This is a genomic window from Micrococcus sp. KRD077, from assembly GCF_017168505.1.
Lineage (GTDB): Bacteria > Actinomycetota > Actinomycetes > Actinomycetales > Micrococcaceae > Micrococcus > Micrococcus luteus.
Genome location: NZ_JABFAZ010000043.1, coordinates 7,908 through 32,409 on the forward strand (window position 1 = coordinate 7,908; position 24,502 = coordinate 32,409).

Annotated in this window: 23 protein-coding genes; 7 read left to right on the forward strand and 16 right to left on the reverse strand. The window is 74.5% G+C overall.

Going from position 1 to position 24,502, the window contains the following annotated elements:
- On the forward strand, positions 1-1,861 hold a 1,861-nt coding region (locus tag J1M39_RS10810), incomplete at its 5' end, for a DHA2 family efflux MFS transporter permease subunit (RefSeq protein WP_206496774.1).
- Positions 1,854-2,363: a MarR family winged helix-turn-helix transcriptional regulator gene (locus J1M39_RS12365; protein WP_036380863.1), complete on the forward strand. Its 510-nt coding sequence runs from the start codon at positions 1,854-1,856 to the stop codon at positions 2,361-2,363. The genes J1M39_RS10810 and J1M39_RS12365, both read left to right, overlap by 8 nt.
- Before the next feature lie 40 nt (positions 2,364-2,403).
- On the opposite strand, the gene J1M39_RS10820 is transcribed toward J1M39_RS12365, so the two are convergent.
- From J1M39_RS10820 to J1M39_RS10860, 9 genes are all read right to left on the reverse strand, one after another.
- On the reverse strand, positions 2,404-4,467 hold the full coding sequence (locus J1M39_RS10820) for a M13 family metallopeptidase (RefSeq protein WP_036380860.1): 2,064 nt from the start codon (positions 4,465-4,467) through the stop codon (positions 2,404-2,406).
- A gap of 149 nt (positions 4,468-4,616) precedes the next feature.
- Positions 4,617-5,099, reverse strand: a complete 483-nt coding sequence (locus tag J1M39_RS10825; protein WP_036380856.1) for an SRPBCC family protein — start codon at positions 5,097-5,099, stop codon at positions 4,617-4,619.
- Positions 5,100-5,146: 47 nt separating this feature from the next.
- On the reverse strand, positions 5,147-5,845 hold the full coding sequence (locus J1M39_RS10830; protein WP_036380853.1) for a DNA-3-methyladenine glycosylase: 699 nt from the start codon (positions 5,843-5,845) through the stop codon (positions 5,147-5,149).
- Entirely contained in the window at positions 5,842-6,873 is a 1,032-nt protein-coding gene (gene panC / locus J1M39_RS10835) for a pantoate--beta-alanine ligase (protein ID WP_036380850.1), read from the reverse strand. The genes J1M39_RS10830 and panC overlap by 4 nt, the downstream gene beginning before the upstream one ends.
- A 154-nt stretch (positions 6,874-7,027) precedes the next feature.
- Positions 7,028-7,726 (reverse strand): DUF3618 domain-containing protein, encoded by a 699-nt coding sequence (locus J1M39_RS10840; RefSeq protein ID WP_069941095.1) that lies wholly within the window; start codon positions 7,724-7,726, stop codon positions 7,028-7,030.
- Positions 7,723-8,190 carry a phage holin family protein gene (locus J1M39_RS10845; RefSeq protein WP_020625304.1) on the reverse strand — a complete coding sequence of 156 codons (468 nt, stop codon included), beginning with the start codon at positions 8,188-8,190 and terminating at the stop codon, positions 7,723-7,725. Before J1M39_RS10845 ends, J1M39_RS10840 begins: the two co-directional genes overlap by 4 nt.
- Positions 8,187-9,002, reverse strand: coding sequence for a CsbD family protein (locus J1M39_RS10850; RefSeq protein ID WP_020625303.1), 816 nt, complete (start codon positions 9,000-9,002; stop codon positions 8,187-8,189). The genes J1M39_RS10845 and J1M39_RS10850 overlap by 4 nt, the downstream gene beginning before the upstream one ends.
- Before the next feature lie 157 nt (positions 9,003-9,159).
- Positions 9,160-10,386 carry a glycerophosphodiester phosphodiesterase gene (locus J1M39_RS10855; RefSeq protein ID WP_020625302.1) on the reverse strand — a complete coding sequence of 409 codons (1,227 nt, stop codon included), beginning with the start codon at positions 10,384-10,386 and terminating at the stop codon, positions 9,160-9,162.
- Positions 10,387-10,557: 171 nt separating this feature from the next.
- A complete protein-coding gene (locus J1M39_RS10860; protein ID WP_206496775.1) occupies positions 10,558-12,675 on the reverse strand; it encodes an alpha/beta fold hydrolase in 2,118 nt (705 codons plus the stop codon).
- A gap of 17 nt (positions 12,676-12,692) precedes the next feature.
- Between J1M39_RS10860 and J1M39_RS10865 the strand changes: the two genes are divergently transcribed.
- On the forward strand, positions 12,693-13,757 hold the full coding sequence (locus J1M39_RS10865; protein WP_036316222.1) for a type IV toxin-antitoxin system AbiEi family antitoxin domain-containing protein: 1,065 nt from the start codon (positions 12,693-12,695) through the stop codon (positions 13,755-13,757).
- Between the two features lie 35 nt (positions 13,758-13,792).
- Here J1M39_RS10865 and hpt read toward each other — a convergent pair whose 3' ends face one another.
- Genes hpt through dacB form a run of 4 tightly spaced genes read right to left on the reverse strand, consistent with a single transcriptional unit; the run spans position 13,793 to position 18,139 of the window.
- On the reverse strand, positions 13,793-14,344 hold the full coding sequence (hpt, locus tag J1M39_RS10870; RefSeq protein WP_002858265.1) for a hypoxanthine phosphoribosyltransferase: 552 nt from the start codon (positions 14,342-14,344) through the stop codon (positions 13,793-13,795).
- Positions 14,345-14,393: 49 nt separating this feature from the next.
- A complete protein-coding gene (gene tilS / locus J1M39_RS10875; RefSeq protein WP_159227851.1) occupies positions 14,394-15,575 on the reverse strand; it encodes a tRNA lysidine(34) synthetase TilS in 1,182 nt (393 codons plus the stop codon).
- Complete coding sequence (locus tag J1M39_RS10880; protein WP_159227846.1) at positions 15,562-16,794, reverse strand: zinc-dependent metalloprotease; 1,233 nt, start codon at positions 16,792-16,794, stop codon at positions 15,562-15,564. The genes tilS and J1M39_RS10880 overlap by 14 nt, the downstream gene beginning before the upstream one ends.
- A gap of 34 nt (positions 16,795-16,828) precedes the next feature.
- A complete protein-coding gene (gene dacB / locus J1M39_RS10885) occupies positions 16,829-18,139 on the reverse strand; it encodes a D-alanyl-D-alanine carboxypeptidase/D-alanyl-D-alanine endopeptidase (RefSeq protein WP_223247494.1) in 1,311 nt (436 codons plus the stop codon).
- A 220-nt stretch (positions 18,140-18,359) separates the two neighbouring features.
- Here dacB and J1M39_RS10890 point away from each other — a divergent pair, with 220 nt between their 5' ends.
- Both J1M39_RS10890 and J1M39_RS10895 read left to right on the forward strand, forming a co-directional pair.
- Positions 18,360-18,947, forward strand: a complete 588-nt coding sequence (locus J1M39_RS10890; protein ID WP_036337177.1) for an inorganic diphosphatase — start codon at positions 18,360-18,362, stop codon at positions 18,945-18,947.
- Between the two features lie 89 nt (positions 18,948-19,036).
- Positions 19,037-19,666: a hypothetical protein gene (locus tag J1M39_RS10895; protein ID WP_036337173.1), complete on the forward strand. Its 630-nt coding sequence runs from the start codon at positions 19,037-19,039 to the stop codon at positions 19,664-19,666.
- Positions 19,667-19,693: 27 nt separating this feature from the next.
- Here the strand turns inward: J1M39_RS10895 and J1M39_RS10900 are convergent, their stop codons facing one another.
- Entirely contained in the window at positions 19,694-20,503 is an 810-nt protein-coding gene (locus tag J1M39_RS10900) for an HAD family hydrolase (RefSeq protein ID WP_206496776.1), read from the reverse strand.
- Between the two features lie 115 nt (positions 20,504-20,618).
- Positions 20,619-21,902 carry a serine--tRNA ligase gene (gene serS / locus J1M39_RS10905; protein WP_036337171.1) on the reverse strand — a complete coding sequence of 428 codons (1,284 nt, stop codon included), beginning with the start codon at positions 21,900-21,902 and terminating at the stop codon, positions 20,619-20,621.
- A gap of 43 nt (positions 21,903-21,945) precedes the next feature.
- On the opposite strand from serS, the gene J1M39_RS10910 reads away from it, so the two are divergent.
- Positions 21,946-23,124, forward strand: coding sequence for a diacylglycerol/lipid kinase family protein (locus J1M39_RS10910; RefSeq protein ID WP_159227845.1), 1,179 nt, complete (start codon positions 21,946-21,948; stop codon positions 23,122-23,124).
- Between the two features lie 134 nt (positions 23,125-23,258).
- Here J1M39_RS10910 and J1M39_RS10915 read toward each other — a convergent pair whose 3' ends face one another.
- A complete protein-coding gene (locus tag J1M39_RS10915) occupies positions 23,259-23,708 on the reverse strand; it encodes a DUF3806 domain-containing protein (protein ID WP_206496777.1) in 450 nt (149 codons plus the stop codon).
- 262 nt (positions 23,709-23,970) lie between these two features.
- Between J1M39_RS10915 and J1M39_RS10920 the strand changes: the two genes are divergently transcribed.
- A complete protein-coding gene (locus J1M39_RS10920) occupies positions 23,971-24,447 on the forward strand; it encodes a low molecular weight protein-tyrosine-phosphatase (protein WP_145950585.1) in 477 nt (158 codons plus the stop codon).
- Positions 24,448-24,502: the final 55 nt, after the last annotated feature.

The window sequence follows — 24,502 nt, forward strand, 5'->3', positions numbered from 1 at the left end:
AACCTCCCCCGCCCCCGAGGCCGTCGCGCCGGCCGGCGCCCCCTCGCTCGAGCGCGCCGCCGCCGACGCCGCGCGCCACCGCTCCGTGCTCCAGGCCCTGACCGGCCTCCTGCTGGGCATGTTCGTCTCGATGATCGCCAACACGGTGGTCTCGACCTCGATGCCGGTGATCATCCACGACATCGGCGGCGACCAGACCGCCTACACCTGGGTCATCACCTCGGCCCTGCTCGCCACGGCCATCGCCACCCCGATCTGGGGCAAGCTGGCCGACCTCGTCAACCGCAAGGTCCTCTTCCAGGTCGCCCTGGCGATCTTCGTCGCCGCCTCCGCGGCGGCCGGGTTCACCCACGATCCGACCTTCCTGATCGTCTGCCGCACCGTGCAGGGCCTGGGCGGCGGCGGCCTCGTCGCGCTCAGCCAGGTGATCATGGCGGACATCATCAGCCCGCGTGAGCGCGGCCGCTACATGGGCCTGTTCGGCGCCGTGATGGCCGTGGCCACGGTGGGCGGCCCGCTCGCCGGCGGCGTGATCACCGACCTGTGGGGCTGGCGCTGGAACTTCTTCGTGGCGGTGCCCTTCGCCGTCGTCGCCCTGGTGATGGTGCAGCGCACCCTCCACCTCCCGCACCGCGAGCGCCAGAAGGTGTCCATCGACTACCTCGGCATCGTGTTCCTGACCGCGGCCGCCGCGCTGCTGCTGATCTGGGTCACCAGCGCCGGTCGCGACTTCGACTGGGCCAGCACCACCACCGCGTGGATGCTCGGCGGCGCCGCCGTCGCCACCGTCCTGTTCGTCGTGACCGAGCTGCGCGTCGCCGAGCCGCTCATCCCGCTCACCCTCTTCCGCGACCGCACCTTCACCCTCGCGACGATCGCCTCGATCGCCACGGGCCTGGCCATGTTCGGCTCCTCCGTCTACCTGGCCCAGTACATGCAGCTGGCCCGCGGCGCGACGCCGACCCAGGCCGGCCTCATGACCATCCCGATGATCCTCGGCCTGCTCGTGTCCTCCACGGTGATCGGCGGCCTCATCACCCGCACCGGCGTGTGGAAGCGCTGGCTCGTGATCGGCGCCGTCCTGCTGATCGCCGGCACCGCCCTGCTCGGCACCCTGCACTACGACACCTCCTTCTGGCTGGTGTCCCTCTACATGTTCCTGCTCGGCGCCGGCGTCGGCATGACCATGCAGAACCTCGTGCTCGTGGTGCAGAACACCACCGACCCGCGGCAGATGGGCGTCGCCAGCTCCGGCGTCACCTTCTTCCGCACCCTGGGCGGCAGCATCGGTGTCGCCGTGATGGGCGCCGTGGTCTCCAACGTGGTCCCGGACCGCATCGAGGAGCGCCGCGCGGACCTCGCCGCGGCCCTGCGCAGCCTGGGCCCGGACGCCGCCGAGTGGTCCGAGAGCCTGCAGTCCAGCACCCTGCCACGCGTGGCAGAGATGCCCGACTCGCTGCGGGTGATCTTCGAGGACGTCTACGCGCAGGGCATCGCCCTCGCCTTCCTCGTGGCCGTGCCGCTCGCGATCGTCGCGTTGATCGCGATCCTGTTCCTGCCGAACCTCCCACTGGGCCGCATGACCACCTCCGAGCGCCTCCACGCCACCCGCGCCGACCTGGCCACCCATGCCACGGCCGAGGCCATGCAGACGCTGCCCGCGACCGGCCCGATCCCCGTGGTGACCGCGGCGCAGGGGCAGCATCCGGCCGAGGACCCGGAGGAGTCCCGGTCGGTGTCGGCCGAGCGCCCGGCGACGGCGGTGGCCGACCGGCCCGTCGTCCCCGCGGCGCTGGCCGTGGCAGGGACGGCCCTGCTGGCGGCCGTCGTCACCGCGCTGGTCCGGGCCCGCCGTGGCTGACGGCGCCCCGGACCCGGGCGGAGGCGGCGACGACGCGGGCTTCGAGGCCGCCGTCCAGGGGCTCGAGCAGGCGTTCTCGCGTCTGGTCCTGCAGCACCGCCAGGTGATGGTCCGCTACGCGGCGGCCCTCAGCCCGGCCCTGTCCGTCGGGGCGATGAAGGCGTTCATGATGCTGGCCAACGAGGGGACCATGACGCCCTCGGCCGTGGCCGAGGGCCTGCTGGTGGACCGCGCGCAGGTCTCCCGCATGGTCCGCGACCTCGAGGCCGCCGGGCTGATCACCCGAGAGCCGGACCCGCGGGACCGCCGCTCCGCCCTCCTGAGCGCCAGCCCCGAGGGGCTCGCCCGCCTCGACGCGGTGCGCGGCGGCCCGGCGGGTCGCGGGCTGCGCGACGACCTGGCGCGCTGGGACCGCGAGGACATCCGGACGCTGACGCGCCTGCTGGACCGGCTGGCCGCCGAGCGTCAGACCCGGATGCAGGACCCCGCCGAATCCGAGTGAGCCGCCGGCCGGACCCGCGGGGCCCGGCCGGCGGGCGGGATCACCAGATGGTGACGCGCTCCTCCGGGGCCAGCCACATGGGATCCCCCTCGCGCGTGCCGAACGCCTCGTGGAAGGCGTCGAGGTTCTTGACCACCTGGTTGCAGCGGAACTCGTTGGGCGAGTGCGGGTCCGAGGCGATGCGGGTGACCATGGCCTCCGGTCGCGTGAGCTGACGCCACACGGTGGCCCAGGCGGTGAAGAACTCGCGGTCCCCCGCCGCGGCGTCGAGGGAGGCGCCGTCGCCCTCGTCCCGCCAGATCTCCAAGGCGCGGTGGGCGATGCCCAGGCCGCCGAGGTCGCCGATGTTCTCCCCCAGGGTGAACTCGCCGTTGACGCGGTGGTCCGGGGCCTCGGCCGGGGAGAGCGCGTTGTACTGGGCCACCAGCCGGGAGGTGCGCTCGGTGAACGCCGCGCGGTCCTCCTCGGTCCACCAGTCCTCGAGCCGACCGGCGCCGTCGTACCGCGAGCCCTGGTCGTCGAAGCCGTGGCCGATCTCGTGGCCGATCACGGCGCCGATCGCCCCCAGGTTCGCGGCCATCGAGGCCTCGGGGTCGAAGAACGGGGGCTGCAAAATGGCGGCCGGGAAGACGATCGCGTTCTCGAGCGGGGAGTAGTACGCGTTCACCGTCTGCGGCGTGATGTGCCACTCCTCCGGGTCCGGCCCGTCCGCGATCTTGCGCAGGTCCCGCTCCCACTCGAGCTCCGAGGAGGAGCGGGCGTTGCCCAGCAGGTCGCCGGCGTGGACCTCGAGGGCGGAGTAGTCCAGCCACTTCGAGGGGTAGCCCACCATGGGGCGGAACATCGCCAGCTTCTCGAGCGCCCGCTGACGGGTCTCCTCGCCCATCCACTCGAGCTCCTCGATGGACCGGCGATAGGCCTCCTGGAGCAGGCCCACGAGCTCGTCCATCGCGGCCACGTGGCCCTGCGGGAAATGGCGGGCCACGTAGAGCTGCGCCACGTCCTCGCCGGCCGCCCCGTTGACGAACGCGACCGCGCGCTTCCAGCGGGGGCGGACCTCCTCGGTGCCGGCCAGGCGGCGGCCGTAGAAGGAGAAGTTCTCCTGCACGAACGCGTCCGGCAGGAAGCCGGCGAAGGAGCGCAGCACCTGCAGGATCAGCCAGTGACGCCAGTCCTCGAGGTCGGCGGCCTCGGGTCCCTCGAGCAGCCCCTGCACACCGGAGAGGAAGTCCGGCTGCCACACCACGACCTCCGCGGCGCGCTCGCCGGCGGCGTCCACGCCCTCGAGCCACGCGTCGGCCAGGGGGAAGAGCTCCGTCAGCCGGTCGTGGGTCATGGGGTTGTAGCGGGCCACGGCGTCCCGGCTGCGGACCAGGTCCCAGTGCAGGGCGGCGATGCGCTTCTCCAGCTCCACCACCCGGACGCCCAGCGCGGCGGCCTCGTCCCGGTCCGCGCCGATCCCGGCCAGCGCCAGCAGACGGCCGGTGTGCTCGGTGTACTGCTCGAGGATCTCGGCGTAGGCCTCGTCCCGGTAGTAGGACTCGTCCGGCAGGCCCAGGCCGCCCTGGAGCAGGTGCAGGAGCATGCGGTCCGGGTTCCCGGCGTCGTTGAGGGCGCCGGTGTTGATGAGGCCGGAGACGCCCTGGCGCTGCAGTCGCCCGGACAGGGCGAGCAGCTCCGCGGGGGTGGACACGGTGGCCACCGCCGCCAGGTCCGAGGCGATCGGCTCGAGGCCGCGGGCCTCCACGGTCTCGTCGTCCATGAACGAGGCGTACAGCGCGGCGATCCGGCGCTTGAGCTCCGGATGCTCCGTGCCCTCCGCGTCCTCCTCGTCCAGCGGGGCGAGCGGGACGTCCCGGTGCGCGCCGGCCGCGGCCGTGGCCTGCACGCGCGCCTGGGCGGGGTCGAAGCCCGTGCCGACCTCGCGCACGGCGTCCTCGCACAGGTGCCGGACGGCGAGCTCGGCCGCGTCCCGCAGCTCGAGGAACGCGCCGTAGGCGCCCTGGTCCGCGGGGATCTCATGGGTGTCCAGCCACCCGGCGTTGACGTGGCGGTACAGGTCCTCGCGCGGCGACGGGACTTCGGGCTCGGCGGTGGCGGTCACGGCGGATCCTCCTGGACGTGGGGGTGGACGGTCTCGCACGGCACTCTAGCCGTGACACCGGACACGACGACGGGCACCGCACCCTGGCCGGGTGCGTGCCCGTCGTCGAGGGGACGGCCAGCCCGGAGGCCGCCGTCGGGAGGCGGGGGTCAGCCGACCTCGGCGGCCAGCTTCGCGAGCGACTCCTCCATCTGCTCCTCGGACACCATCGGGAAGAGGTTCTTCGCCAGCAGCTCCGGGTCGGTCACGGCGGTCCAGTCGTAGGTGAGGGACACGACCGTGCTGCCGGAGCCGTTGTCCTCGAGCCGGTAGACCCACTGCCAACCCTTGGGCTCGGTGCCGGCGGGGGCGGTCTTCCAGCCGACCAGCTTGTTCGGGTCGTAGGCGACCACGTGATTGTCGGTCTGGTAGTCGCCACCCATGTGCTCCGCGTGCATGTTCATGGTGAACACGTCGCCGACCTTCTGGATGCGCTGGGTCTTGTCGTCGGACTGCACCATGCCCGAGCCGTCGAACTTCGCGTGGTTCGCGGGCAGGGTCAGGAAGTCGAACACGTCCTTGGCGGACGCGTCGATGGTCCGGGTGACGGTCTGCTGGGTCTCGCCGTGGGCGGTCTTGTTCATCTCGGTCATGGGATCAACCTAGGCACGGGGCCGGGGCGGTCGACAAGGTCTGGGGGTCAGTCCGGCACGTTGCGGCCACGCCGGAACGCGGACACGCTGCGGTGGCCGGCCACGCTGAACCGCCACGGGAAGCGCACGGAGCCGCCCTCCCCCGAGACGCCGACGCGCGGGCCCGTCACGACCTCGATCGGCGGCTCGGCCGGATCGCGGGGCGCGGGCGGGGCCAGGAGGAAGCGGGCGGGCGCGGCCGGCGCGGCGAGGCGGGCCGAGGTGCCACCGTCGTCGGCCACCTCCGGCGGCGCGGCGACGATCTCCACGGGCGCGTGGCCCATCTCCAGGGTGATGCCGAGGCCCTGGCCGAGGTTGCCCGGGCCGGAGAGCAGCTTGGGGCCGGTGTCCCGGCCACGGCGGGCCACCGCGAGGTCCCCTCCTGCAAGCACCTCGGCCGCACGCAGCAGCACACCGCCGGCCTCCCCCTCGGGGTGGCCCACCAGGTTCAGGCAGCGGTGGATGCCGTAGTTCAGGTACACGTACGTGCGCCGCGGCGGCCCGAACAGCGCGGCATTGCGCTCGGTGCGGCCGCGGAACGAGTGGGCGCCGGGGTCCGCTCCCGCGTTCCCGTACGCCTCGGTCTCGGTCAGCCGCACGGTGACGGCGCCGTCCGGGGCGACGACGGTCAGCCGGCACCCCAGCAGCGTCGCGGCGAGCGCGGGCGAGGGGCCGTCGAAGGCGGCGGCGAGACGCTCCGGGGTCACGGCAGCGGCCCCGCGACGGGCAGCACCATGGTGTCGATCAGCCGGACGGGCGGCACGTGCGCGGCCACGAGGGCGAGGGCCTCGCGGCGCAGCGGCTGGCACAGCAGCTCCGGACCGAGCTCGGCGAAGGTGTCCCGGTCCACCACCACGAGGTGGTCCAGCTCGACGCCCGGCTCGTCCTCGACCATCCGGCGAGCGGCCTGGACGTCGACGGGCTCACCGGCCGCCGCGGCGTCGGCCAGGGAGCGCAGGGCGCGGCTGAGGACGAGCGCGTGCTCCAGGCCCGCGGCGTCCAGGCGGGTGTTGCGGCTGGAGAGCGCGAGGCCCTCGGGCGAGCGGACGATGGGTACGGCGCGGACGTCGACGTCGATGTCCAGGTCCGTGGCCAGGCGGCGCAGGACGGTGAGCTGCTGCGCGTCCTTCTGGCCGAAGTAGCTGCGCAGGGCCGGCACCGCCGGGCGCACGATGTTCCACAGCTTCGCCACGACGGTGGCCACGCCGTCGAAGTGGCCCGGGCGGGAGGCGCCCTCGAGGACCTCCCCCATGCGGCCGGCGGAGACGGTGACGATCGGCGCGTCCGGGTAGCCCGGGTACATCTCCTGCACGTCCGGGGCGAACACGACGTCGGCGCCCGCCGCCGCCAGCAGGTCCAGGTCCGCGTCCAGGGTGCGCGGATAGTGCTCCAGGTCGGCCGGATCGCCGAACTGGAGCGGGTTCACGAAGATGCTGACCGCGACGACGTCGTTCTCGGCGCGGGCCCGCCGCACCAGGGCCGCGTGGCCGCCGTGGAGGGCGCCCATCGTGGGGATCAGGCCGACGGTGACGGGCTCGGCGTCGCCGTCGTCCGTGGCGTGGGCGACGAGCTCACGGAGAGCGGAGCGCATCTCGGCGACGGTCCGGGCCAGACGCGGGCGCGCGGAGACGCCGTCGGCCTCGGCCGTCACGGGAGCGGGGAGGGCGTCCTCGAGGGTCAGGCCGGTGCCGGCGGGGACGGGGCGCTGGTCGGGGACGCGGTCGAGAGGGGTCACCCTCCGAGTCTAGGCACGGGGCCTCGGGGAGGACTTCCGCCTCACCACGCGCATCTGGTCCAAGGCCTGAGCCGCGGGCCGGATTCGGCCCCGCCACGCGCGACGCCGGCCGGTCCCGTCAACGGGACCGGCCGGCGTCGTGCTCGAGTCGGGCTCAGGCGTCCTTCGCGGTGTCCTTCACCTGGCGGGCGGCGTCCTGGGACTCCGCCTTGAGGCCCTGCGCCGTGTCCGTGCCCTGCTCCTTGAGGTGGGAAGCGGCCTCGGCGGCCGACTCCTTCACGCTCCCGGCGGCCTCGCGGGCGGCGGGCTCGAGGTCCTCGCGCAGCTGCTGGGCGGCCTGCTTGGCCTCGTCCACCAGCGGGGCGGCCTGGTCCTTGAGGCCCTCCGCGGCGCGCTGCTCCGCGCGTGAGGCGGGGATCAGCGAGCTGAGCAGCAGGCCGGCACCGAAGGCGATCAGCCCGGCGGCCAACGGGTTGCCCGCGGTGCGGCCGCGCAGCTGAGCCGGGGCCTGGTGCAGGGCGTGCTGGGCGTCGTCGGCCCACTCGGACACCCGGTCGCCGGCGTCGCCCAGGCGGTCCTGGGCCTGGCCGGCCGCGTCATACGCGGAGGCCCGGGCGTCGTCGATCACCCCGTGGGCGCGATCGCCCAGCGAGGGCTCGTGGCGGTGCTGCTCCGGGGAGCCCATGATGTTCTCCTTCGCGTGGATGAAGCCGTCCTTGATGCGGTTGGTCTGCCGGGACACGGCCTTCGTGGGGCTCACCTTCTCGGCGAGGGCGTCCACGTCCTGGCCGAGCTCGCGGCGCGTACGCTCGATGTCGGCGCGGATCTCATCGGGGTTGTTGCTCGTGGTCATCGCGTCTCCTTCGCGGGGTTCAGGGTCTCGGGGATCTCCTGAAGCGTCTCCTGGGTCTGCGGCAGACCCTTGATCTTCTCGATGTCCTTCTTGCCCTGCACGGCCAGCACGGCCGCCACGACGCCCCACAGCACGGCCACGATCAGCGCGGCCCAGCCGATCGGCAGGAACACGTCGAGCAGGTGCATCAGGGCGAGGGACAGGAACATCAGCAGGAAGAAGCCGCCGACGGCGGCGCCGGCCAGCAGCCCCGCCCCCTTGCCGGCCTTCTTCGCGGACTCGGTGGCCTCGGCCTTGGCCAGGGCGATCTCCTGGCTGACCAGCGTCGACAGCTTGGCCGACAGGCTCTGGAACATCTCGCCGAGGCTCTCGTGCTCGGCGCGGAACTCCGCCTGCGTGGACGGCGGGGTGTGCGCGCCGGAGTGCGGCGTCGCGTCGCGGAACGGCTCGTGGGCGGTGCTCATGCGTCACCCCCGGGCCGGGTCTGGTCGAACGGCCGCTCGGCGGTCAGGCCCTGCTGGACCGGTGCCTGCGTGCCGTACGGGACGTCCCCGACGCCGGCCGCGCGGCGGGGCCCGGCGCCGTCCGCGACGCGGCCGTCGGCCTGGGAGAGCGAATCGCTCGAGTAGGCCGGGGCCTGCGAGTCCAGGTGGTGCGGAGTCACGTCCGCGTGCACCGCGTCCGGACGGGTCTCGTGACGGCGCGGCGAGGTGGAGGCGGTGGAGTCGGGCTGGGCGGCGTCGCGGATGCCGCGCGTCAGTCGACCGGCCACCAGCCCGGCGCCCAGGGCGAGGGCCAGGAACGTGCCCGGACGGCGAGCGGCGAAGCCGCGCACGTCCTGCAGCAGGTCCTGCGGGGAAGCGGTCTCCAGGCGCTGGGTCAGGGCCTCGGCACGGTCCGCCACCGAGGCGACGCCCTGGCGCACCAAATCGGTCTGCGGCTGCTCACCGGAGACCACGCGGTGCAGGTCGTCGGTGTAGCTGCGCACCTGGCCCGCGAGCCGCTCCTGCTGGGTCTGCACCTGCGCGCCGACCTGCTCCTGGGCGGAGCCGACCAGCGACTGCACCTGGTCAGCGGCCTCGTCCTTCACCTGGCCGGCCTCGTGCTTGGCGGTGGCCGCGAGGTCCTGGGCCTTGTCCTTGGCGTCGTGGGCCACGGCCTTCGCCTGGCCCTGGGCCTCGCCCGCGGCCTGCTGGGCCTTGCCCTTCGCCTGGTCCTTGGCGTCACGGCCCTCGGCTGAGGAGCCGTGGGCGTTCTTCGGCGTGTTCGTCGTCATGCTGTGCCTTCCTTCGTCCGGGTCGGCGTCCCTCATGGCCGGCCCTTCTGGCCGTCCACGTCACCGGGTCCACCGGTCTTGAGCGCCAAGGTAAGCACCGCAGGGACCCTGCCGGAAGACCTCGGGTCCGCCGGGATCGTCTCCGGTCGGGACGGGGTCAGCGCCCCTGCAGGCCCCGCTGGGCGGTCTTGCCGACGCCCCGGCCCGGGTGCTCCTTCTTGCCCTGCATCCAGACGTCCACGGCCTGCACGCCGAGGTCGGGGTGGTCGGTGAAGAAGCCGTCGATGCCGGCGTCGAGGAACGGCTGGATCATGCCGACCATGTCGCCCTGTGCGTTCCGGTCCGTGGAGGAGCGGAACTCCGTGTAGAGGAACTGGTTCTCGGCGCGGAAGGTGTACGGCACCACCTCGAGGCCCGCGCGGTGGGCGAGGGAGACGAACGCGGTCTCCTCGCCCATCGAGCCGTCCTTCTCCTTGGTGATGATCTGCGCGAAGGCCGGGCCGAGCGTGTCGACGCCGGCCGCGCGGATCTCGCGCATGCCCGCGGCGGTCTCGTAGAAGTCGTAGTCGCGGAGTTCGTCGCCGGCGGCCACGGAGTCATAGGGTGCGCCGGTGACGCTGGAGAGGAACACCGTCTCGGCCTTGAGGCCGAGGTTCTCGTTGAGATCGCGCAGGTTGGCGAGTTCGAAGGACTGCACGGTGGCGGGGGCGTTGCGCTTGTTCAGGCCGTGCTCGTCGAGCAGCTCGACGACGCGCTCCTCCATGGACAGGCCGATGGAGTCGAAGTAGGTGGGGTGCTTGATCTCGGGGATGACGCCGATCTCGCGGCCGTGCCGGGCCGAGAGGCGCTCCCGCAGCTCGAGCACCTCCTCGAAGGTGGGCACCTGGTACCGGCCGTCGTAGGACGCGGACTCGGGGCGGACCTGCGGCAGGCGCTCCTTGGCGCGCAGGGTCTTGAGCTCGGCGAGGGTGAAGTCCTCGGTGAACCAGCCGGTGAGGGCCACGCCGTCGACGACCTTGGTGGTCCTGCGGTCCGCGAACTCGGGTCGCTGGGCGACGTCCGTGGTGCCGTCGATCAGGTTCTCGTGGCGGACCACGAGCACGCCGTCCTTGGTGGAGACCAGGTCCGGCTCGATCACATCCGCGCCCTGGGCGGCGGCCAGCTCGTAGGCGGCCAGGGTGTGCTCGGGGCGGTAGCCGGAGGCACCACGATGACCCACGACGTCGGGACGCACCACGGGCTTGCCCGTGACGGACTGCGCGGCGGCCGGGGTCTCCGTTGCGGCGGGGGCGGCGACGGCCGGGGCGGCCAGCGGGGCGCTGACGGCGACGGCGGCGGCGAGGGCCACGAGGCCGCGGGCGGCGTGACGACGGACGGAGGTCATGGAACGGTCCTTTCCGGGAGGGGGATGACCGCTCCAGTGGGCCAGATCCGGGTGTCGGCCGGGTGGCCCCCCTCCGGCCACAGCCGGCCCGTCCGGTGAACAGCCGGTGACGGGCGGCTGATCGGAGAGGTTCAGCCGCCCGTCACGATGCGCGGCACCGGGCCCGGCGACTCAGCCCGCCGTCGACGACGGCCGCGTCAGTCCCAGCGTCTCCGGGGCCGTCGGGGCGCTGTCGCCGAGGACGTGCTCGCCCAGGAAGCCGAGGACGACCTCGTACCAGACCTTCGCGTGCTGCGGGGCGAGGATCCAGTGGTTCTCGTGGGGGAAGTAGAGGAACCGGTGGTCGGTGGTGCCGTCCGCGGCGGCCGGCCGCCCGGACTTCGCCAGCAGGTCCGACCACAGGCGCAGCCCCTCGCCGATCGGCACGCGGTAGTCCTTATCGCCGTGGATGACGAGCATCGGGGAGACGATCTCGCCCACGAACCGGTGCGGAGAGTTCTCCTGCTGCATCTGCTCGTCCATCTCGCGGGCCCAGTAGAACGCGGCGTCCGTCGTCGGGCCGAAGCCGTCCAGCGCCCACAGCGAGGCGTGCGTGACCACGCACCGGAACCGGTCGGTGTGCCCGGCCACCCAGTTCGCCATGTAGCCGCCGAACGAGCCGCCCATGGCGGCGGTGCGGTCGCCGTCGACGTCCTCACGCGCCACGACGGCGTCCGTGAGCGCCATCAGGTCCGTGTAGGGCGCCTGGCCCCAGCGGCCCCAGCCGCGTTCGATGAAGTCCTGGCCGTAGCCCGTGGACAGCGCCGGGTCCGGCAGCAGCACCGCGTAGCCGCGCGCCGCCATGATCCACGGGGTCCAGCGCCAGCTCCACGCGTTCCACGAGCCCAGGGGCCCGCCGTGGATCCACAGCAGCAGCGGGTGACCGCCGGCCGGCGCCTCCCCCTCGGGGAGCACGAGCCAGCCGCGCACGTGCGTGCCGTCCTCGGCGACGGTCTCCACGTCCTCGAGGGTGCCCGGGATCGCGGGGCGCTCCACGGGGTTCGGCAGGCGCGTGGTCTCGCCCGTGGCCAGGTCGATCCGCGCCACCTCCGGCGGGAACAGGTAGGAGGAGCGGACGCCGTAGGCCGTGGCCCCGTCCGGGGAGAGCACGATGTCGGTCCACGCCTCGTCCTCCCGGGTCACCTGCGCGACGGCGCCGGTGGCCACCTCGATGCGGAACACCGGGCGGCGGCCCTCGGAGTCCGCGAGCGCGATCACCGCGGAGTCGTCCGGCAGCCACGCGACGACGTCGGCCCAGCGGTCCCAGCCGTGGGCCAGGGGCGTGGTCTGGCCCGTGGCCGTGTCCATCACGTACAGGCGCGGGTGCACGGCGGAGTGCGGGGTGGAGTCGGGGGTGCGGACGACGACGGCGCGCGTGCCGTCATGGCTGACGGGGCCGACGGCCACGTCCTCACCGGGGACGTCGTGCAGGACGCGGTGCTCGCCCGTGGCCAGGTCCACGCGCACCACCGTGCCCTCGCGCACGTTGCCGCGGGCCTCGGCGGTGGCGGCCGTGGTGATCAGGAACGAGCCGTCCGGGGCCACCTGCGCGCCGATCCCGAACGCGTGGGAGCGCGGGAAGCCGGAGACGTGGCGCAGGTGGTGCGCGACGTCGTCGGCCTCGGGAGCCAGGCCGGAGGCGGCGGGGCCGGGCTCGGCGACGTCGGCGTCGGTGGCGGGCTCGCCCTGCGGGTCCGGGCCGGGCTCGAGGACGAAGAGCTCGGGGCGGGCGGGGCCGAGGTCGTGGTCCCAGAAGCGGATGGGGTAGCCGGTGTGCAGGATGGCGTCCACGCCGGCGTCCTTGCGGGTCTGCGCGAGGGCCGCGTGCTCGGCCTCGGTGGTCGCGCCGAGCAGCCGGTCCGCCGTGACGACCACGCGGTCCGCTGCGGACGCGCACGTGACCGCGGCGACGCCGCCCGGGCGGGAGAGCACCACGCGCGCCTCGCCGCCCCGGGCCGGCAGGGCCCACAGGGCGCTGCGCTTCTCGGCCTCGGCGTCGGCGGGGTCGGGACGGGCGGAGGTGAAGAAGAGGGTGCCGTCCGCGGCGAACTGCGCGCCGGCCTCGCCCTCGCGGGAGCGGGTCAGGCGGTGGGCGGGGCGCTCGCCCGCGGGGTCGACCTCCCAGAGGGCGGTGGCGTAGCCGGTGCCCTTCGCGTCACGGGTGGCGACGGTGGTCACCAGGCGGGCGCCGTCCGGGCTGAGGGTGAGACCGGCGACGCGCGGCAGGGCGGTGAAGGCGTCGAGGTCCACCGCGCCAGGCTGGCACCATGCGTCGCCCCACCCCGCTTCCCGCGTCCTTGCTGGACGGCCCCTTCACCGCCGCGCAGGCGAGGGCCGCCGGCATCGACCACAACCGGCTGCGTCGCTCCGACGTCGAACGCCTCGCCCGGGGCCTCTACCGCCGGCGTGAGGCCGCCCCGGCCGCCGTCGAGCGCCCCGCGGCCGGCTCCTCCCCCTACCGGTGGAGCACCCCGCTCTCGGCCACCCAACACGAGCTCCTGCTGCGACTCGCCCGGCACCGCGCCACCACGGTGGTGTCGCACCAGACCGCGGCCCGCGCCCGTGAGATCTGGCTGCCGGAGCGACTGGACGCGGGGGACGAGGTCCACGTGAGCCGCCCGCGGGACCGTGGCCGCCTCGCCCTCCCCGGCGTCACCTCCCACCGGACGGCGCTCCCGCCCGCGGACGTGGAGCGCGTGCGGATCGGCGGTCTGGCCTGGTACGTCACCGCCCCGCCCCGTCTCTGGGTCGACCTCGCGGCCCTGCTCGACGACGACGAGCTCGTCATCCTCGGCGACCATCTCGTCCGCCGGGCGGAACTGTCCGGCGGTCCCGACGCTGCCGAGCGGACCCGGGCGGCCCTGACCCAGGCGGCCGAGACCAGCCCGTCCGCGCACAACCGGCGACGACGGCTCCGCACCGCCGCCACGCTGGTCCGGGTGGGGGCGCACTCGCCGAAGGAGACGCGGCTCCGGCTCGCGCTGACGGCCGCCGGGCTCCCCGAGCCCGCACTGCAGCTCGAGGTCTGGGACCCGGAGTTCTCCCTGCACCACCCCGCGACGGCGGACCTGGGCTATCCGCAGGCGAGAGTGGCCCTGCACTACGACGGCGGCCACCACGGCGCGGATCGCCAGATCGACCGCGACGTGCAGCGCAACGCGGCCTTCGAGCGACGGGGCTACCGGAACATCACCGTGTCCTCCTCCGACGCTCGCCGCGGATTCACGCGCGTGATCGTGGAGGTGCGCCGTCACCTCGGGGACGCCGGCGGCCTGTCACGCAAGGAGTCGGAATGGGGCGGAGATCCGGCATCAGAGCGACACCACGCGTGACAGGTCGGCCACGCCGGGCCACGCCGGGCCCCCGGTCAGCTGTACACGTGCGGGGCGAGCGTGCCCACGAAGTCCAGGTTGCGGTACTTCTCCGCGTAGTCCAGGCCGTAGCCCACCACGAACTCGTTGGGGATGTCCCGCCCGACGTACTTCACGTCGATGTCCACCTTCATGGCCTCCGGCTTGCGCAGCAGGGTGCAGATCTCGACCGAGGCCGGGCCGCGGGACTCCAGGTTGGCCTTGAGCCAGGACAGGGTCAGGCCGGAGTCGATGATGTCCTCGACGATCAGGACGTGCCGGCCCGTGAGGTCCGCGTCGAGGTCCTTGAGGATGCGCACCACGCCGGAGGACTTGGTGCCGGAGCCGTAGGAGGAGACCGCCATGAAGTCCAGCTCCACGTGGGAGTGCAGGGCGCGGGTGAGGTCGGCGACCACCATCACGGCGCCCTTGAGCACGGCGACGATGAGCAGGTCCTTGTCCGCGTAGTCGCGGTCGATCTGGCGGGCCAGGTCCGTGATCGTGTCCTGCACGTCCTCGCGGGACATGAGGACGTGGGTGAGATCGTTCTGGACATCCTGTGCGTCCATGCGCCGCTCCTGGTGAGTGCTCGTGCGGGAATGCCGGGCCGGGCCGCAGTCAGGGACCGGGCAGGCAGGGGATGAGGTCCAGTCTGGCACACGCCCGATGCGCGGCCACCCCGCCGGGCAGCTCCACCGGACCGGCCGACGTGCACCCCGCGCGGGCGCCCGTCACGAGGGCGTCCACCGCGAGGATCCGTTCGCGGGGCGGGGCCTGCCCTCCCGCGGCGCGGGCGGCGCGCGCGATCACGCGGTGGCGCACGGCGGCGGGCAGCGCGGCCAGGGCGTCCAGATCCAGGGAGACGACGCGCGGGTCCCGGGCGGGCGGGTCGACGCGCAGCCGGGTGACCTCGGCGCCGGCCCATGCCTCGAGGGCCGCGGCGTCCTCGGCCGCGATGGCCGCGGTGCGCACCAGCCCGGCCCGCACGCCGGGGCCGAGGCCGGCGTCGGGGTCCTCGAGTGCGGGCAGCACGCGGGTGCGGACCCGCGAACGCAGCAGCGCGGGATCGCGGTTGTGCGGGTCCTCGAACCAGGTCAGCCCGGCCCAGCGGCAGATCGTCTCGGTGTCCGCCCGGGTCAGGCCCAGCAGCGGGCGGGCGACGGCGGCCCCGCCCGGCAGCGTCCCGCGCGCCGGGATCCCCGCGAGGGACCGCGTGCCGGAGCCGCGCGCGAGCCCGAGGAGGACCTGTTCCGCCTGGTCGTCGGCGGTGTGGGCGGTGAGGACGACGGCGGCGCGCCCCTGCCCCGCGTCCCGGGCGGCGGCGGCGAGGGCCTCCCGGCGGGCACGCCGGGCGTCGGCCTCGGGGCCGTCGCCGGTGCGGGCCACCTCGACCCGCGTGACGGTGACCGGGGTCAGACCGAGGATGCGGGCGACGTCGGCGGCGGCCGCTGCCACCGCGTCGCTGCCCGACTGCAGCCCGTGGTCCACCACGGCCGCGCCGATCGGGCCGAGCCGCGCACCGTCCCGGGTGCCCACGAGGACGGCGCAGGCCACGGCGAGCGCGAGGGAGTCGGCACCGCCGGAGAGGGCGACGAGGCCGCGGGGGCGACTCCCCGCCCGGCCCGGCCCGACATCCGCGCGACGGGGCCCGTCGCCCGCCAGGGCCTCCCGCACCGCCGCGACGGCCCGGTGCAGGGGCTCGGGCCAGCGGGTGCGCGGCGGCCATGCGCCGACCGCGGGCAGGCCGCCGGCCCCGCCCGCCGGCGTCGGCCCCGGGTCCCGCGCCTCAGGCCTGGGCACGGATGCGCGCCACCCACGTCTCGGGGGCGTGGAGCTCGGCCTCGCTCGGCAGCAGCTCGGGGGCGTCCCAGACCACGTTGAACCCGGCCATGCCGAGCTCGGCCACGGCGGCGGCCACGAACCTCTGACCGTCGCGATACTGGGCCATCTTGGCGTCCATGCCCAGCAGGCGGCGGAGCATGCGGTCCAGGGGCGAGCGGCGGTCGCCGCGCTCGTCGAAGCGGCGGCGGATGGTCTTGACGGAGGACACGACGGAGGAGTCGACGCCGTCCATCACCACGTTCGCGTGCCCCTCGAGCAGGGACATCACGGCCGTCAGCCGGGACAGGCGCTCCCGGTCCTCCTCGTCCTGGATCGCGCCGAGCAGGCCCGGCGCGGATCGGGCCGGGGCCGCGTCCTGCGCGTCGTGTCCGTCCCGCGTCCCGGCCCGGCCGCCGTCGGCCTCCCGACCCAGCGGGTTCGCCGCCGCGAGCGCGGTGCGCAGGCGCTCGGGCAGGGACTCGGCCTTGTCGAACAGGCCGACGGTGAGCGCCGTGATCTCGGCCCGCAGGTGCTCGCGCAGCCAGGGCGCGGCCGCGAACTGCACGCGGTGGGTCTGCTCGTGCAGGCACACCCAGAGGCGGAAGTCCGCCGGGTCCACGTTGATCTCCGCGCGCACCTGCGCGACGTTCGGGGCCACGAGCAGCAGGCGTCCGCCGGCGGGGCCGGCCGCCGTCCCCCCGGGGCCGGGCAGCGCGATGAACGGGTCGTACTGGCCGAGGATCCTCCCGGACATCCAGGCGAGGATCCCGCCCATCTCCAGGGCGGTGGCGTGCCGGGTGACGCGGGTGGTGGCGGCGGCGTGCTCGCGGGGCCGGGTGTCCCGCAGGTGCGCGAACGTGGGGTCCAGCAGCGTGGCGAAGGACTGGGTGGCGGCGCGCGACCAGGTGGGGCGGTCCACCACGAGCACCTGCGAGTCGCGCAGGTCCCGTGCCGCCTCGAGCCCGGTCAGACGGTGGACGTGCGGCACGGCGGCCTCCGCGGCGGCGCGCAGGCCCTCCGCCTCGCGCGTCGCCTCGCGCGGCGCGAACCGGGGGCCGGCGGCGGCGAGGGACCGTGCGGTCCGTGCCGCGAAGGCCCAGTCCACCGGGTGGGCGACGGCGGGGCCCGGCTCGGCGGGGGCGCCCGGCTCGGCGTCCGCGGCGGTGCGGGGGCGGTCGGTCGCGTGGTCGTCGCTCATGGGCTCCATCAGACCACAGGGCCCGGGCCTCGGATCAGAGCCCGGCGACGGCGCTGACGGCCTCGTCGACCGCCGCGCGCGCGGGCTCCAGCTTCCACTGCAGATCCGAGCAGATGATGCTGAACGCGAGGACCCGCCCGGACGTCGTGGTGACGGTGCCGGTGAGGGAGACCGTCTGGTCGAGCGTGCCGGTCTTCGCGGCCACGGCCTGCCGCGCAGGGGCATCCGGGAACCGGTCGCCGAGGGTGGAGTCCTCGCCGGGCCGCGGCAGGCCCTCCAGCACGGTGCCCAGGGCGGGCGTGCGGGCCACCCCGGCCACGACGCCGGCCAGCTGGCCCGCGCTGACGCGGTTGTCCGGGGACAGGCCCGAGGAGTCCACGAGCGCCATCCCGGCGGTGTCCACGCCGAGGTCCTCGGCGGTGGCCGTCAGCAGCTGCGTGGCGCCCTCGTGGGTGGCCGGCAGGTCCGTGGCGGGCGCGGCCGTGTGGGCCAGGGCCTCGACCACCTGGTTCTCCGAGTGGGCCAGCAGGTACGCGACCTGCTGGCCCACGGGTGCGGACTCCACGGCCGCGACGGGGGCGGCGGCGAGGACCGTGGCGCGCGGCACCTCGGTGGCCGGGAACGTGTCCCGCAGACCCACCTCGAGGTCGGCGCCGGAGGCGGCCACCGCGTCGTCGAGCGCGGCCTGGAAGGTGAGCGCGGCGAACTGCGCCGGGTCCTCGATGCGGTCCTCCCCGGTGCCAGGGGCCTCACGGCCGCCGTAGGTGGCCAACGGCTGCACCGGCGCGATGTTGCCGCTCTCCGGGATGTCCGACGTCCAGCGCGGGTTCAGGGCCGTGCGGTCCGCGAAGAGCCGCAGGTCCGTGCTGACCACCACCCGCCCGGTGACGCCGTCCTCGACCAGCCCGGCCACGGTCCGCTCCGCGAGGGTGCGCAGGCCCGCGCGTCCGGAGACGGCCTTCGAGTCCGAGGCGCCCGTGCCCAGCAGCACGTCGCCGCCGCCCACGAGCACCAGCTCGGTGGCCGCGCCGTCCGCGGTGGGCTGGGCCACCACGGTGGTCTGCAGGGTCGTCTCAGGACCCAGGGCGGAGACGATGGCCGCGGCGGCGAGCACCTTGAGCGAGGACGCGGGGGCCACGGGCTCGTCCGCGTCCCGCGCGTAGAGCACCTCGCCGGTGGCCAGGTCGCGGAACTCGGCGGAGACCGTGCCCGGGGACGTCTCCAGCCCCGGCTCGACGGCGGCCGCCACCTCGGCCGCGGTGGGGCCGGCGGACGGGGACGACGACGTCGGCGCGGCGGTCGAAGTCGAGGCGGACGCGCTCGACGGGGCCGTCGGCGCGGTCACGGGACCGCAGGCGACCAGGACGGCCGCGAGCGCGGCCAGGAGGACGGCGGGGAGCGAGCGGCTCCGGCGGTGTTCCGTGCGTCGATCCCGACGCCCAGCGCGCCCCGTGTCCACCTGTCCCATGCGTCCATCATGACGGACGCCCCCGGTAGGCTGACGGCAGCACCGCCGGGCGGCGCCGCGCCGCCCGGACACCCCACCCTCTGTGCGAAGGAGAGTCATGGCGCACGACGTCACCATCGAGATCCCCGCGGGCTCCCGCGTGAAGTACGAGTTCGACCACGAGACCGGCCGCCTGCGCCTGGACCGCGTGCTCTTCACCTCCATGCAGTACCCCACGCACTACGGCTACTTCGAGAACACCCTCGGCGAGGACGGCGACCCGCTGGACGCCCTCGTGTACCTGCCGGGCTTCGACCTGGTGCCGGGCTGCGTCGTCGAGGCCCGCCCGATCGGCGTGTTCAACATGACCGACGACGGCGGCGGCGACGCCAAGCTGCTGTGCGTCCCGGCGGACAAGCGCTACGACCACATCACCGAGCTCGAGCACGTGGAGGAGTCGCTCAAGCAGGAGATCGAGCACTTCTTCACCCGCTACAAGGACCTGGAGCCGGGCAAGTGGGTCAAGGCCGAGGGCTGGGAGGGCCGCGCGGCGGCCGAGGCCGAGCTCGAGGCCTCCATCCAGCGCTTCGACGCCGAGGGCGAGGAGTCCCCGACCGACGAGCCCCAGGGCCGCGCGGTGGACACCGAGGAGGCGCAGCCGGCCACCGAGGAGGGCGAGGCGACGGACGAGCCCCAGGGCCGCTGATCCCCGCACCGCCCACGCGCGCGACGCCGGCCGCTCACCCCTCGGGGTGGGCGGCCGGCGTCGTCTGCGGGCTGGCAGAATCGACGACCATGTTCGTGCTCACCATCAACCAGCGGGACACCCTCGACGCCGGCGACCGCGTGGACACGTTCCTGCGCGCCCTCCAGGACGTGCCGGGGCTGGACGACGCCGTCGTGCTCCCGTTCCAGCGCGCCGTGGGCGACGAGCTGATCGGCGCCGTCGAGGACCCGCGCGTCGCCGTGGACGTGGCGCTGCGCGCCCTGCGGCAGCGCCGCTGGAACGTGGGGGTCGGCGTCGGGACGGTGACGCACGCGGACGGTGCGGCGGGCGCGCCCGCCTCCGGGGACCTGCACGACGCCGGCGGGCCCGGTCTCGCGGCGGCGCGGCGGGCCGTGGAGGCGGCGGCCGTGTCCACCGCGCGGATCCCGTTGGCCGTGCGCGGCCGGGACGAGGAGGCGGCCGCCGAGGCCGAGGCCGTGCTGCGACTCGTCGGGCAGCTCGTGTGGTCCCGGACCGACGCCGAGTGGGCGGTGCTGGACCTGCTGGTGCCCGGCGTGCGCGGCCAGCAGAAGCCGGCGGCCGCCGCGCTCGGGATCACGGCGCAGGCCGTCTCGCAGGCGGTGCAGCGCTCCTACTGGAACGAGGAGCACGCCTGCCGCCCCGCCGCCGCGCGCCTGCTCACGCTGGCGGGGGGCTGACCCGGCGGCCCGGGCCGGTCGCGCCGCTCAGGCCGCGGCCGGCTCCTCGAGGAGCGAGCGCAGCACCGTGGCGAGCCCGTGCTCGTCCACGTGCCCGGTGACCTCGTCCGCGGCGGCCACGACCTCCTCCACGGCCTGGCCCATGGCCACGCCGCGGCCGGCCCAGCGGAGCATCTCGATGTCGTTGCGGCCGTCGCCCACGGCCACGGTGTCCTCGGGGGCCACCTTCAGCACGGTGCGCAGCGCCTCGAGCCCGGACGCCTTGGTCACGCCCGCCGCGGCGACGTCGAGCCACGCCGTCCAGCCCACGGAGTAGGTCACGCCGGACAGGCCGAGGCCCTCCACCGCGCGGCCGAACTCCTCGGCGGAGGAGTCCGTGGAGAACACCACGAGGCGCACGGCCGTGGTGTCCATCAGCTCCTCGAACGTGACGCCCTCCGCGGCCACGCCGAAGGACATGTCCTGGAACCGCTCGGTGGATCGGAAGGTGCCGTCCGGCAGCTCGAGCGCGTACTTGGCGCTGGGCAGGCGGTGGCGCAGCTGGGTCAGCACCGAGCGCGGGTCGAAGGTGCGCAGGTCCGTGACCTCGTAGCCCTCCTCCAGCTCGGGGTCCAGGCGCAGCGTGACCCCGCCGTTGGAGCACACCATGAAGCCGGCGTCGATCCCCAGGGAGCGGGCCACGGGCAGGGTGGCCCCGCGGGAGCGGCCCGTCGCGATGACCACGTGATGCCCGGCGTCCAGCACGGCCCGCACGGCCGCGCGCACGGGCTCATGCAGATGGCCGTCATGGTCCACGATCGTTCCGTCCACGTCCAGGCACACGAGCTTCTTCGTCATGACCCCCACCCAACCACACGGCCCGGACACGACGGCGACGCGCGGGTGAACGGCGAGGGCGCCGCAGGGCAGGCGGGCGAGGCGGCCGACGCCGCCGGGGGACGACGTCGTCCGCTCAGACCAGCTCGAAACGCTCCATCCCGCCGAGGTAGGGGCGCAGCGCGGCGGGCACGGTGACCGAGCCGTCCGCGTTCTGGTGGTTCTCCAGGATCGCCACGATCCAGCGGGTGGTGGCCAGGGTGCCGTTGAGCGTGGCCACCATGCGGGTGCCGCCCTTGGAGCCGTCCTCCGTGCGGACCCGCTCGCGGATGTTGAGACGGCGGGCCTGGAACGTGGTGCAGTTCGAGGTGGACGTCAGCTCGCGATAGGTGCCCTGCGTGGGGACCCAGGCCTCGCAGTCGAACTTGCGGGCGGCGGAGAGGCCGAGGTCGCCGGCGGCGATGTCGATCACGCGGTACGGCACCTCGATGGCGCCCAGCATCCGTTCCTCCCACGCCAGCAGGCGCGCGTGCTCCGCCTCCGCGTCCTCCTGTGCGGCGTAGATGAACATCTCCAGCTTGTTGAACTGGTGCACGCGGATGATGCCGCGGGTGTCCTTGCCCGCCGAGCCCGCCTCGCGGCGGTAGCACGTGGACCAGCCCGCGTACCGGACGGGGGCGGACACGTCCATGATCTCGCCCGCGTGGAAGCCGGCCAGGGCCACCTCGGAGGTGCCCACCAGATACAGGTCGTCGCGCTCGAGGCGGTAGATCTCGTCGTCGTGCTCGACGTCGAAGCCGGTGCCCTGCATGGTCTCCGGACGCACCAGGGTGGGCGGGATGACCGGCACGAAGCCGTTCTCCAGGGCCAGGTCCAGGCCCAGCTGCATCAGGGCGAGCTCGAGACGCGCGCCCACGCCCGTGAGGAAGCTGAACCGGGCGCCGGACACCTTCGCGCCGCGCTCCATGTCGATCGCCCCGAGCAGCTCGCCGAGCTCGAGGTGGTCGCGCGGCTCGAAGCCCTCGGCGGCGAAGTCGCGCGGGGTGCCGACCTCCTTGAGGACCACGAAGTCGTCCTCGCCGCCGGCCGGGACGCCGTCGACGATCAGGTTCGGGAAGGCACGCTGCAGCTCCGCGAGGCGGGCCTCGGCCGCGCCGGCGGCCGACTCGGCCTCCTTCACGCGCGCGGCCAGGTCCTTCACCTCGGCCAGCAGGGCCTGCTTCTCCTCGCCCTTCGCCTGGGCGACGCGCTTGCCGAAGGCCTTCTGCTCCGCGCGCAGCTGCTCGAAGCCCGCGATGGACGAGCGGCGGGACGCGTCCGCCTCGACCACGCGGTCCACGAGGGACGCGTCCTCCCCGCGGGCCTCCTGGGAGGCGCGGTACTTCTCGGGCTGCTCGATGAGGTCCTTGACGTCGATCACGTGCGCCAGCCTAGCGGGCGGGGCCGACGCCTAGACTCGGGGCATGACTCCCGAGTGGTGGATGGCGCTGGCCGCCCTGGTGCTCCTGGCCCTGCTGGTCGTCGTCGTGGTGGTGCTGGCGGCGCGCCAGGTCCGCCTCGGCGTGCAGCACAAGCGGATGCGTCTCCGGGTGGACGCCCTCGACGCGCGGGTGGGCGGCGTGCAGCGCCGGCTGGAGAAGGTGCCCGGGATCGGCACGGGCCGCCACGAGGTCGCGCTGGTGCTGAACCCCATCAAGACGAACGCGGGCCAGGTGCGGCGCGAGCTCGAGCGGCTCGCGGAGGCGGAGGGCCTCGGCGAGGTGCTCGTGCTCGAGACCCAGGAGGACGATCCCGGCACCGCGATGGCGCGGCAGGCCCTCGGCGCCGGCGCCCGGCTCGTGATCGCCGCGGGCGGCGACGGCACGGTCCGCACCGTGGCCGAGCAGCTGGCCGGCACCGACGTCGCCCTCGGCGTGGTGCCGCTGGGCACCGGGAACCTGCTGGCCCGGAACCTGGACCTGCCGATCAACGACGTCGAGCAATGCCTGCGGATCGCCGTGGGGGGCCGGCAGCGACGCATCGACACCGTGGACGTCCGCTTCACGCACGAGGACGGGCGCGTCACCCGGCAGACCTTCACCGTGATCGGTGGCGCCGGCTACGACGCGGACATCATGGGCGACACCAAGGATGAGCTGAAGGATCTGGCCGGCTGGCTGGCCTACAGCGAGGCCGGCATACGGCACCTGCGCGGCAAGCGGCACGAGGTGACCGTGGCCCTCGACGGCGGTCAGCCCCGCCGGTTCAAGGTGCGCACCGTGATGGTGGCCAACTGCGGGATGCTCACGGGCGGCGTCGAGCTGCTGCCCCAGGCCAAGCTCGACGACGGCCTCCTCGACGTCATGGTCCTCTCGCCCCGGCACGCGCTCGACTGGGCGCGGATCGCCGTGAAGACCGTGACCCGGCACCGCAGCTCCGTCCCCGCGATGCACACGGAGCAGGCCCAGCGCGTGAAGGTCGAGTTCGCCGAGCCGATGCCCTCCCAGCTCGACGGCGACGCCACCGGGGTCATCACCGCCCTCGACGCCCGCGTGCAGCCGGACTCGCTCGTCGTGATGCTCGTGGCCGAGGACGACGCCTCCGTCCGCGACGACGGCGTCTCCGCCGCCGCCCCCGTCCCGGAACCGGCCCCGCACATCTGACCCGGCGGGGGTGTCCGCGGTGTCCGGGGTGGAGGTCATGCGTTCGTTTCTATCGGCCCGCACGTGATCCGGGCAACACGGAGGGCGGCGGGGTGGTGGCATCGACGGCGGGCCGCCCCGGTGCCCGCCGCGCCTCAGGCGCCGGGCAGCGTGCCGGCGTCGGCCCGCATCTGCTGGAGCTGCTCGCCGAGCCAGTCGACGTACCCGCCCATCCACTCCCCCGTGGCCTGGTCGTTCCAGCTCTGGCCGACCACCGGCTGCGGGAAGACGACGGCGTCCGAGAGGGTGTCCCGCAGCGCGAGGGCGGGCCCCTCCTCATCCGCGACCGTCACCCACTGCATGCCGTGGCGCGCGCCCAGGTGCTGGCCGAGCAGCACCGCGACGACGTCCAGCAGCACCGCCAGCTCCTCGGGGTCCAGCTCCTCGGCCTCGGCCTGCGAGCGGGCCAGCACGGCGTCGTAGTACGCGGCGACCGCGTCCAGGTCCAGGTGGTCCACGCCCTCCTGCGCGGCGAAGTCGCGACGGACGCGCACCCACTCCCGCTCGGGCTCGGTCAGGGGGCTCATCTCGGGCTGGTCGGTCATGGCCTCCATCCTGCCAGGCGCGTCCGGCGCCACCGTCGCCGGAACAAACGGTGCCGGCCGCGCTTTCGTTCGAGAAGCGGCGGCGTGTCGCAGCGCTTTCGTTCGAGAAACGGCGAGGAACCGGGGGGACACACCGCCGGAGGCCTGCGATCCCCCAGCGGGAGCACTCGTGGACGCACCCGATGTGGTGCCGCCAGCGACGAGTCGAGCGTGCGGGCCGTCGTCGTCCGCCGCCCCCGCCCGGACTTGAGACACTGGCCCCATGCGCATCATGACCGTCTGCCTGGGGAACATCTGCCGCTCGCCCGCCGCCGAGGCCGTGCTGAACCGCAAGCTCGCGGAGGCCGGTCTCGACGACGTCGAGGTCACCTCCGCCGGCACGTCCGACGAGCACGTGGGCGCCCGTCCGCATCACCTCACCCGCGAGGTCGGCGGCGAACTGGGCTACGAGTTCCCGACGGTGGGGGTGCAGCTGTCCGCCGACCTCGTGGACGACGCCGACCTGATCCTCGTGATGGACGAGGCCAACCTCGCCGACACGCGGCGGCTCGCGACCACGGACGAGCAGCGGGACCGGATCCACCTGATGGGCGAGTTCGCGTCGGATGCGGACCGCGCCGGGGTGCGCGAGGTCCCCGATCCGTACGGGTATCCGCGGCCGCAGTTCGAGGAGATGTACCGGCAGATCGAGGACGCGGCGGACGGCGTCGTCGCCGCGATCCGCGACGGCCGCCTCTGACGGCCGGGGCGCGGCCCCGGACCCGCCGTTTCCCGAACGAAAACGGCCCGGGACC

What these genes read in the sequence shown, in the direction of transcription:
- J1M39_RS10880 (WP_159227846.1), bottom strand. Translation starts at nt 16,794, where the DNA reads ATGAGCGACGACCACGCGACCGACCGCCCCCGCACCGCCGCGGACGCC.
- J1M39_RS10865 (WP_036316222.1), top strand. Translation starts at nt 12,693, where the DNA reads ATGCGTCGCCCCACCCCGCTTCCCGCGTCCTTGCTGGACGGCCCCTTC.
- J1M39_RS10900 (WP_206496776.1), bottom strand. Translation starts at nt 20,503, where the DNA reads ATGACGAAGAAGCTCGTGTGCCTGGACGTGGACGGAACGATCGTGGAC.
- hpt (WP_002858265.1), bottom strand. Translation starts at nt 14,344, where the DNA reads ATGGACGCACAGGATGTCCAGAACGATCTCACCCACGTCCTCATGTCC.
- J1M39_RS10890 (WP_036337177.1), top strand. Translation starts at nt 18,360, where the DNA reads ATGGCGCACGACGTCACCATCGAGATCCCCGCGGGCTCCCGCGTGAAG.
- J1M39_RS10840 (WP_069941095.1), bottom strand. Translation starts at nt 7,726, where the DNA reads ATGACCACGAGCAACAACCCCGATGAGATCCGCGCCGACATCGAGCGT.
- J1M39_RS10920 (WP_145950585.1), top strand. Translation starts at nt 23,971, where the DNA reads ATGCGCATCATGACCGTCTGCCTGGGGAACATCTGCCGCTCGCCCGCC.
- J1M39_RS10845 (WP_020625304.1), bottom strand. Translation starts at nt 8,190, where the DNA reads ATGAGCACCGCCCACGAGCCGTTCCGCGACGCGACGCCGCACTCCGGC.
- J1M39_RS10825 (WP_036380856.1), bottom strand. Translation starts at nt 5,099, where the DNA reads ATGACCGAGATGAACAAGACCGCCCACGGCGAGACCCAGCAGACCGTC.
- J1M39_RS10910 (WP_159227845.1), top strand. Translation starts at nt 21,946, where the DNA reads ATGACTCCCGAGTGGTGGATGGCGCTGGCCGCCCTGGTGCTCCTGGCC.
- J1M39_RS10850 (WP_020625303.1), bottom strand. Translation starts at nt 9,002, where the DNA reads ATGACGACGAACACGCCGAAGAACGCCCACGGCTCCTCAGCCGAGGGC.
- J1M39_RS10855 (WP_020625302.1), bottom strand. Translation starts at nt 10,386, where the DNA reads ATGACCTCCGTCCGTCGTCACGCCGCCCGCGGCCTCGTGGCCCTCGCC.
- J1M39_RS10895 (WP_036337173.1), top strand. Translation starts at nt 19,037, where the DNA reads ATGTTCGTGCTCACCATCAACCAGCGGGACACCCTCGACGCCGGCGAC.
- J1M39_RS10915 (WP_206496777.1), bottom strand. Translation starts at nt 23,708, where the DNA reads ATGACCGACCAGCCCGAGATGAGCCCCCTGACCGAGCCCGAGCGGGAG.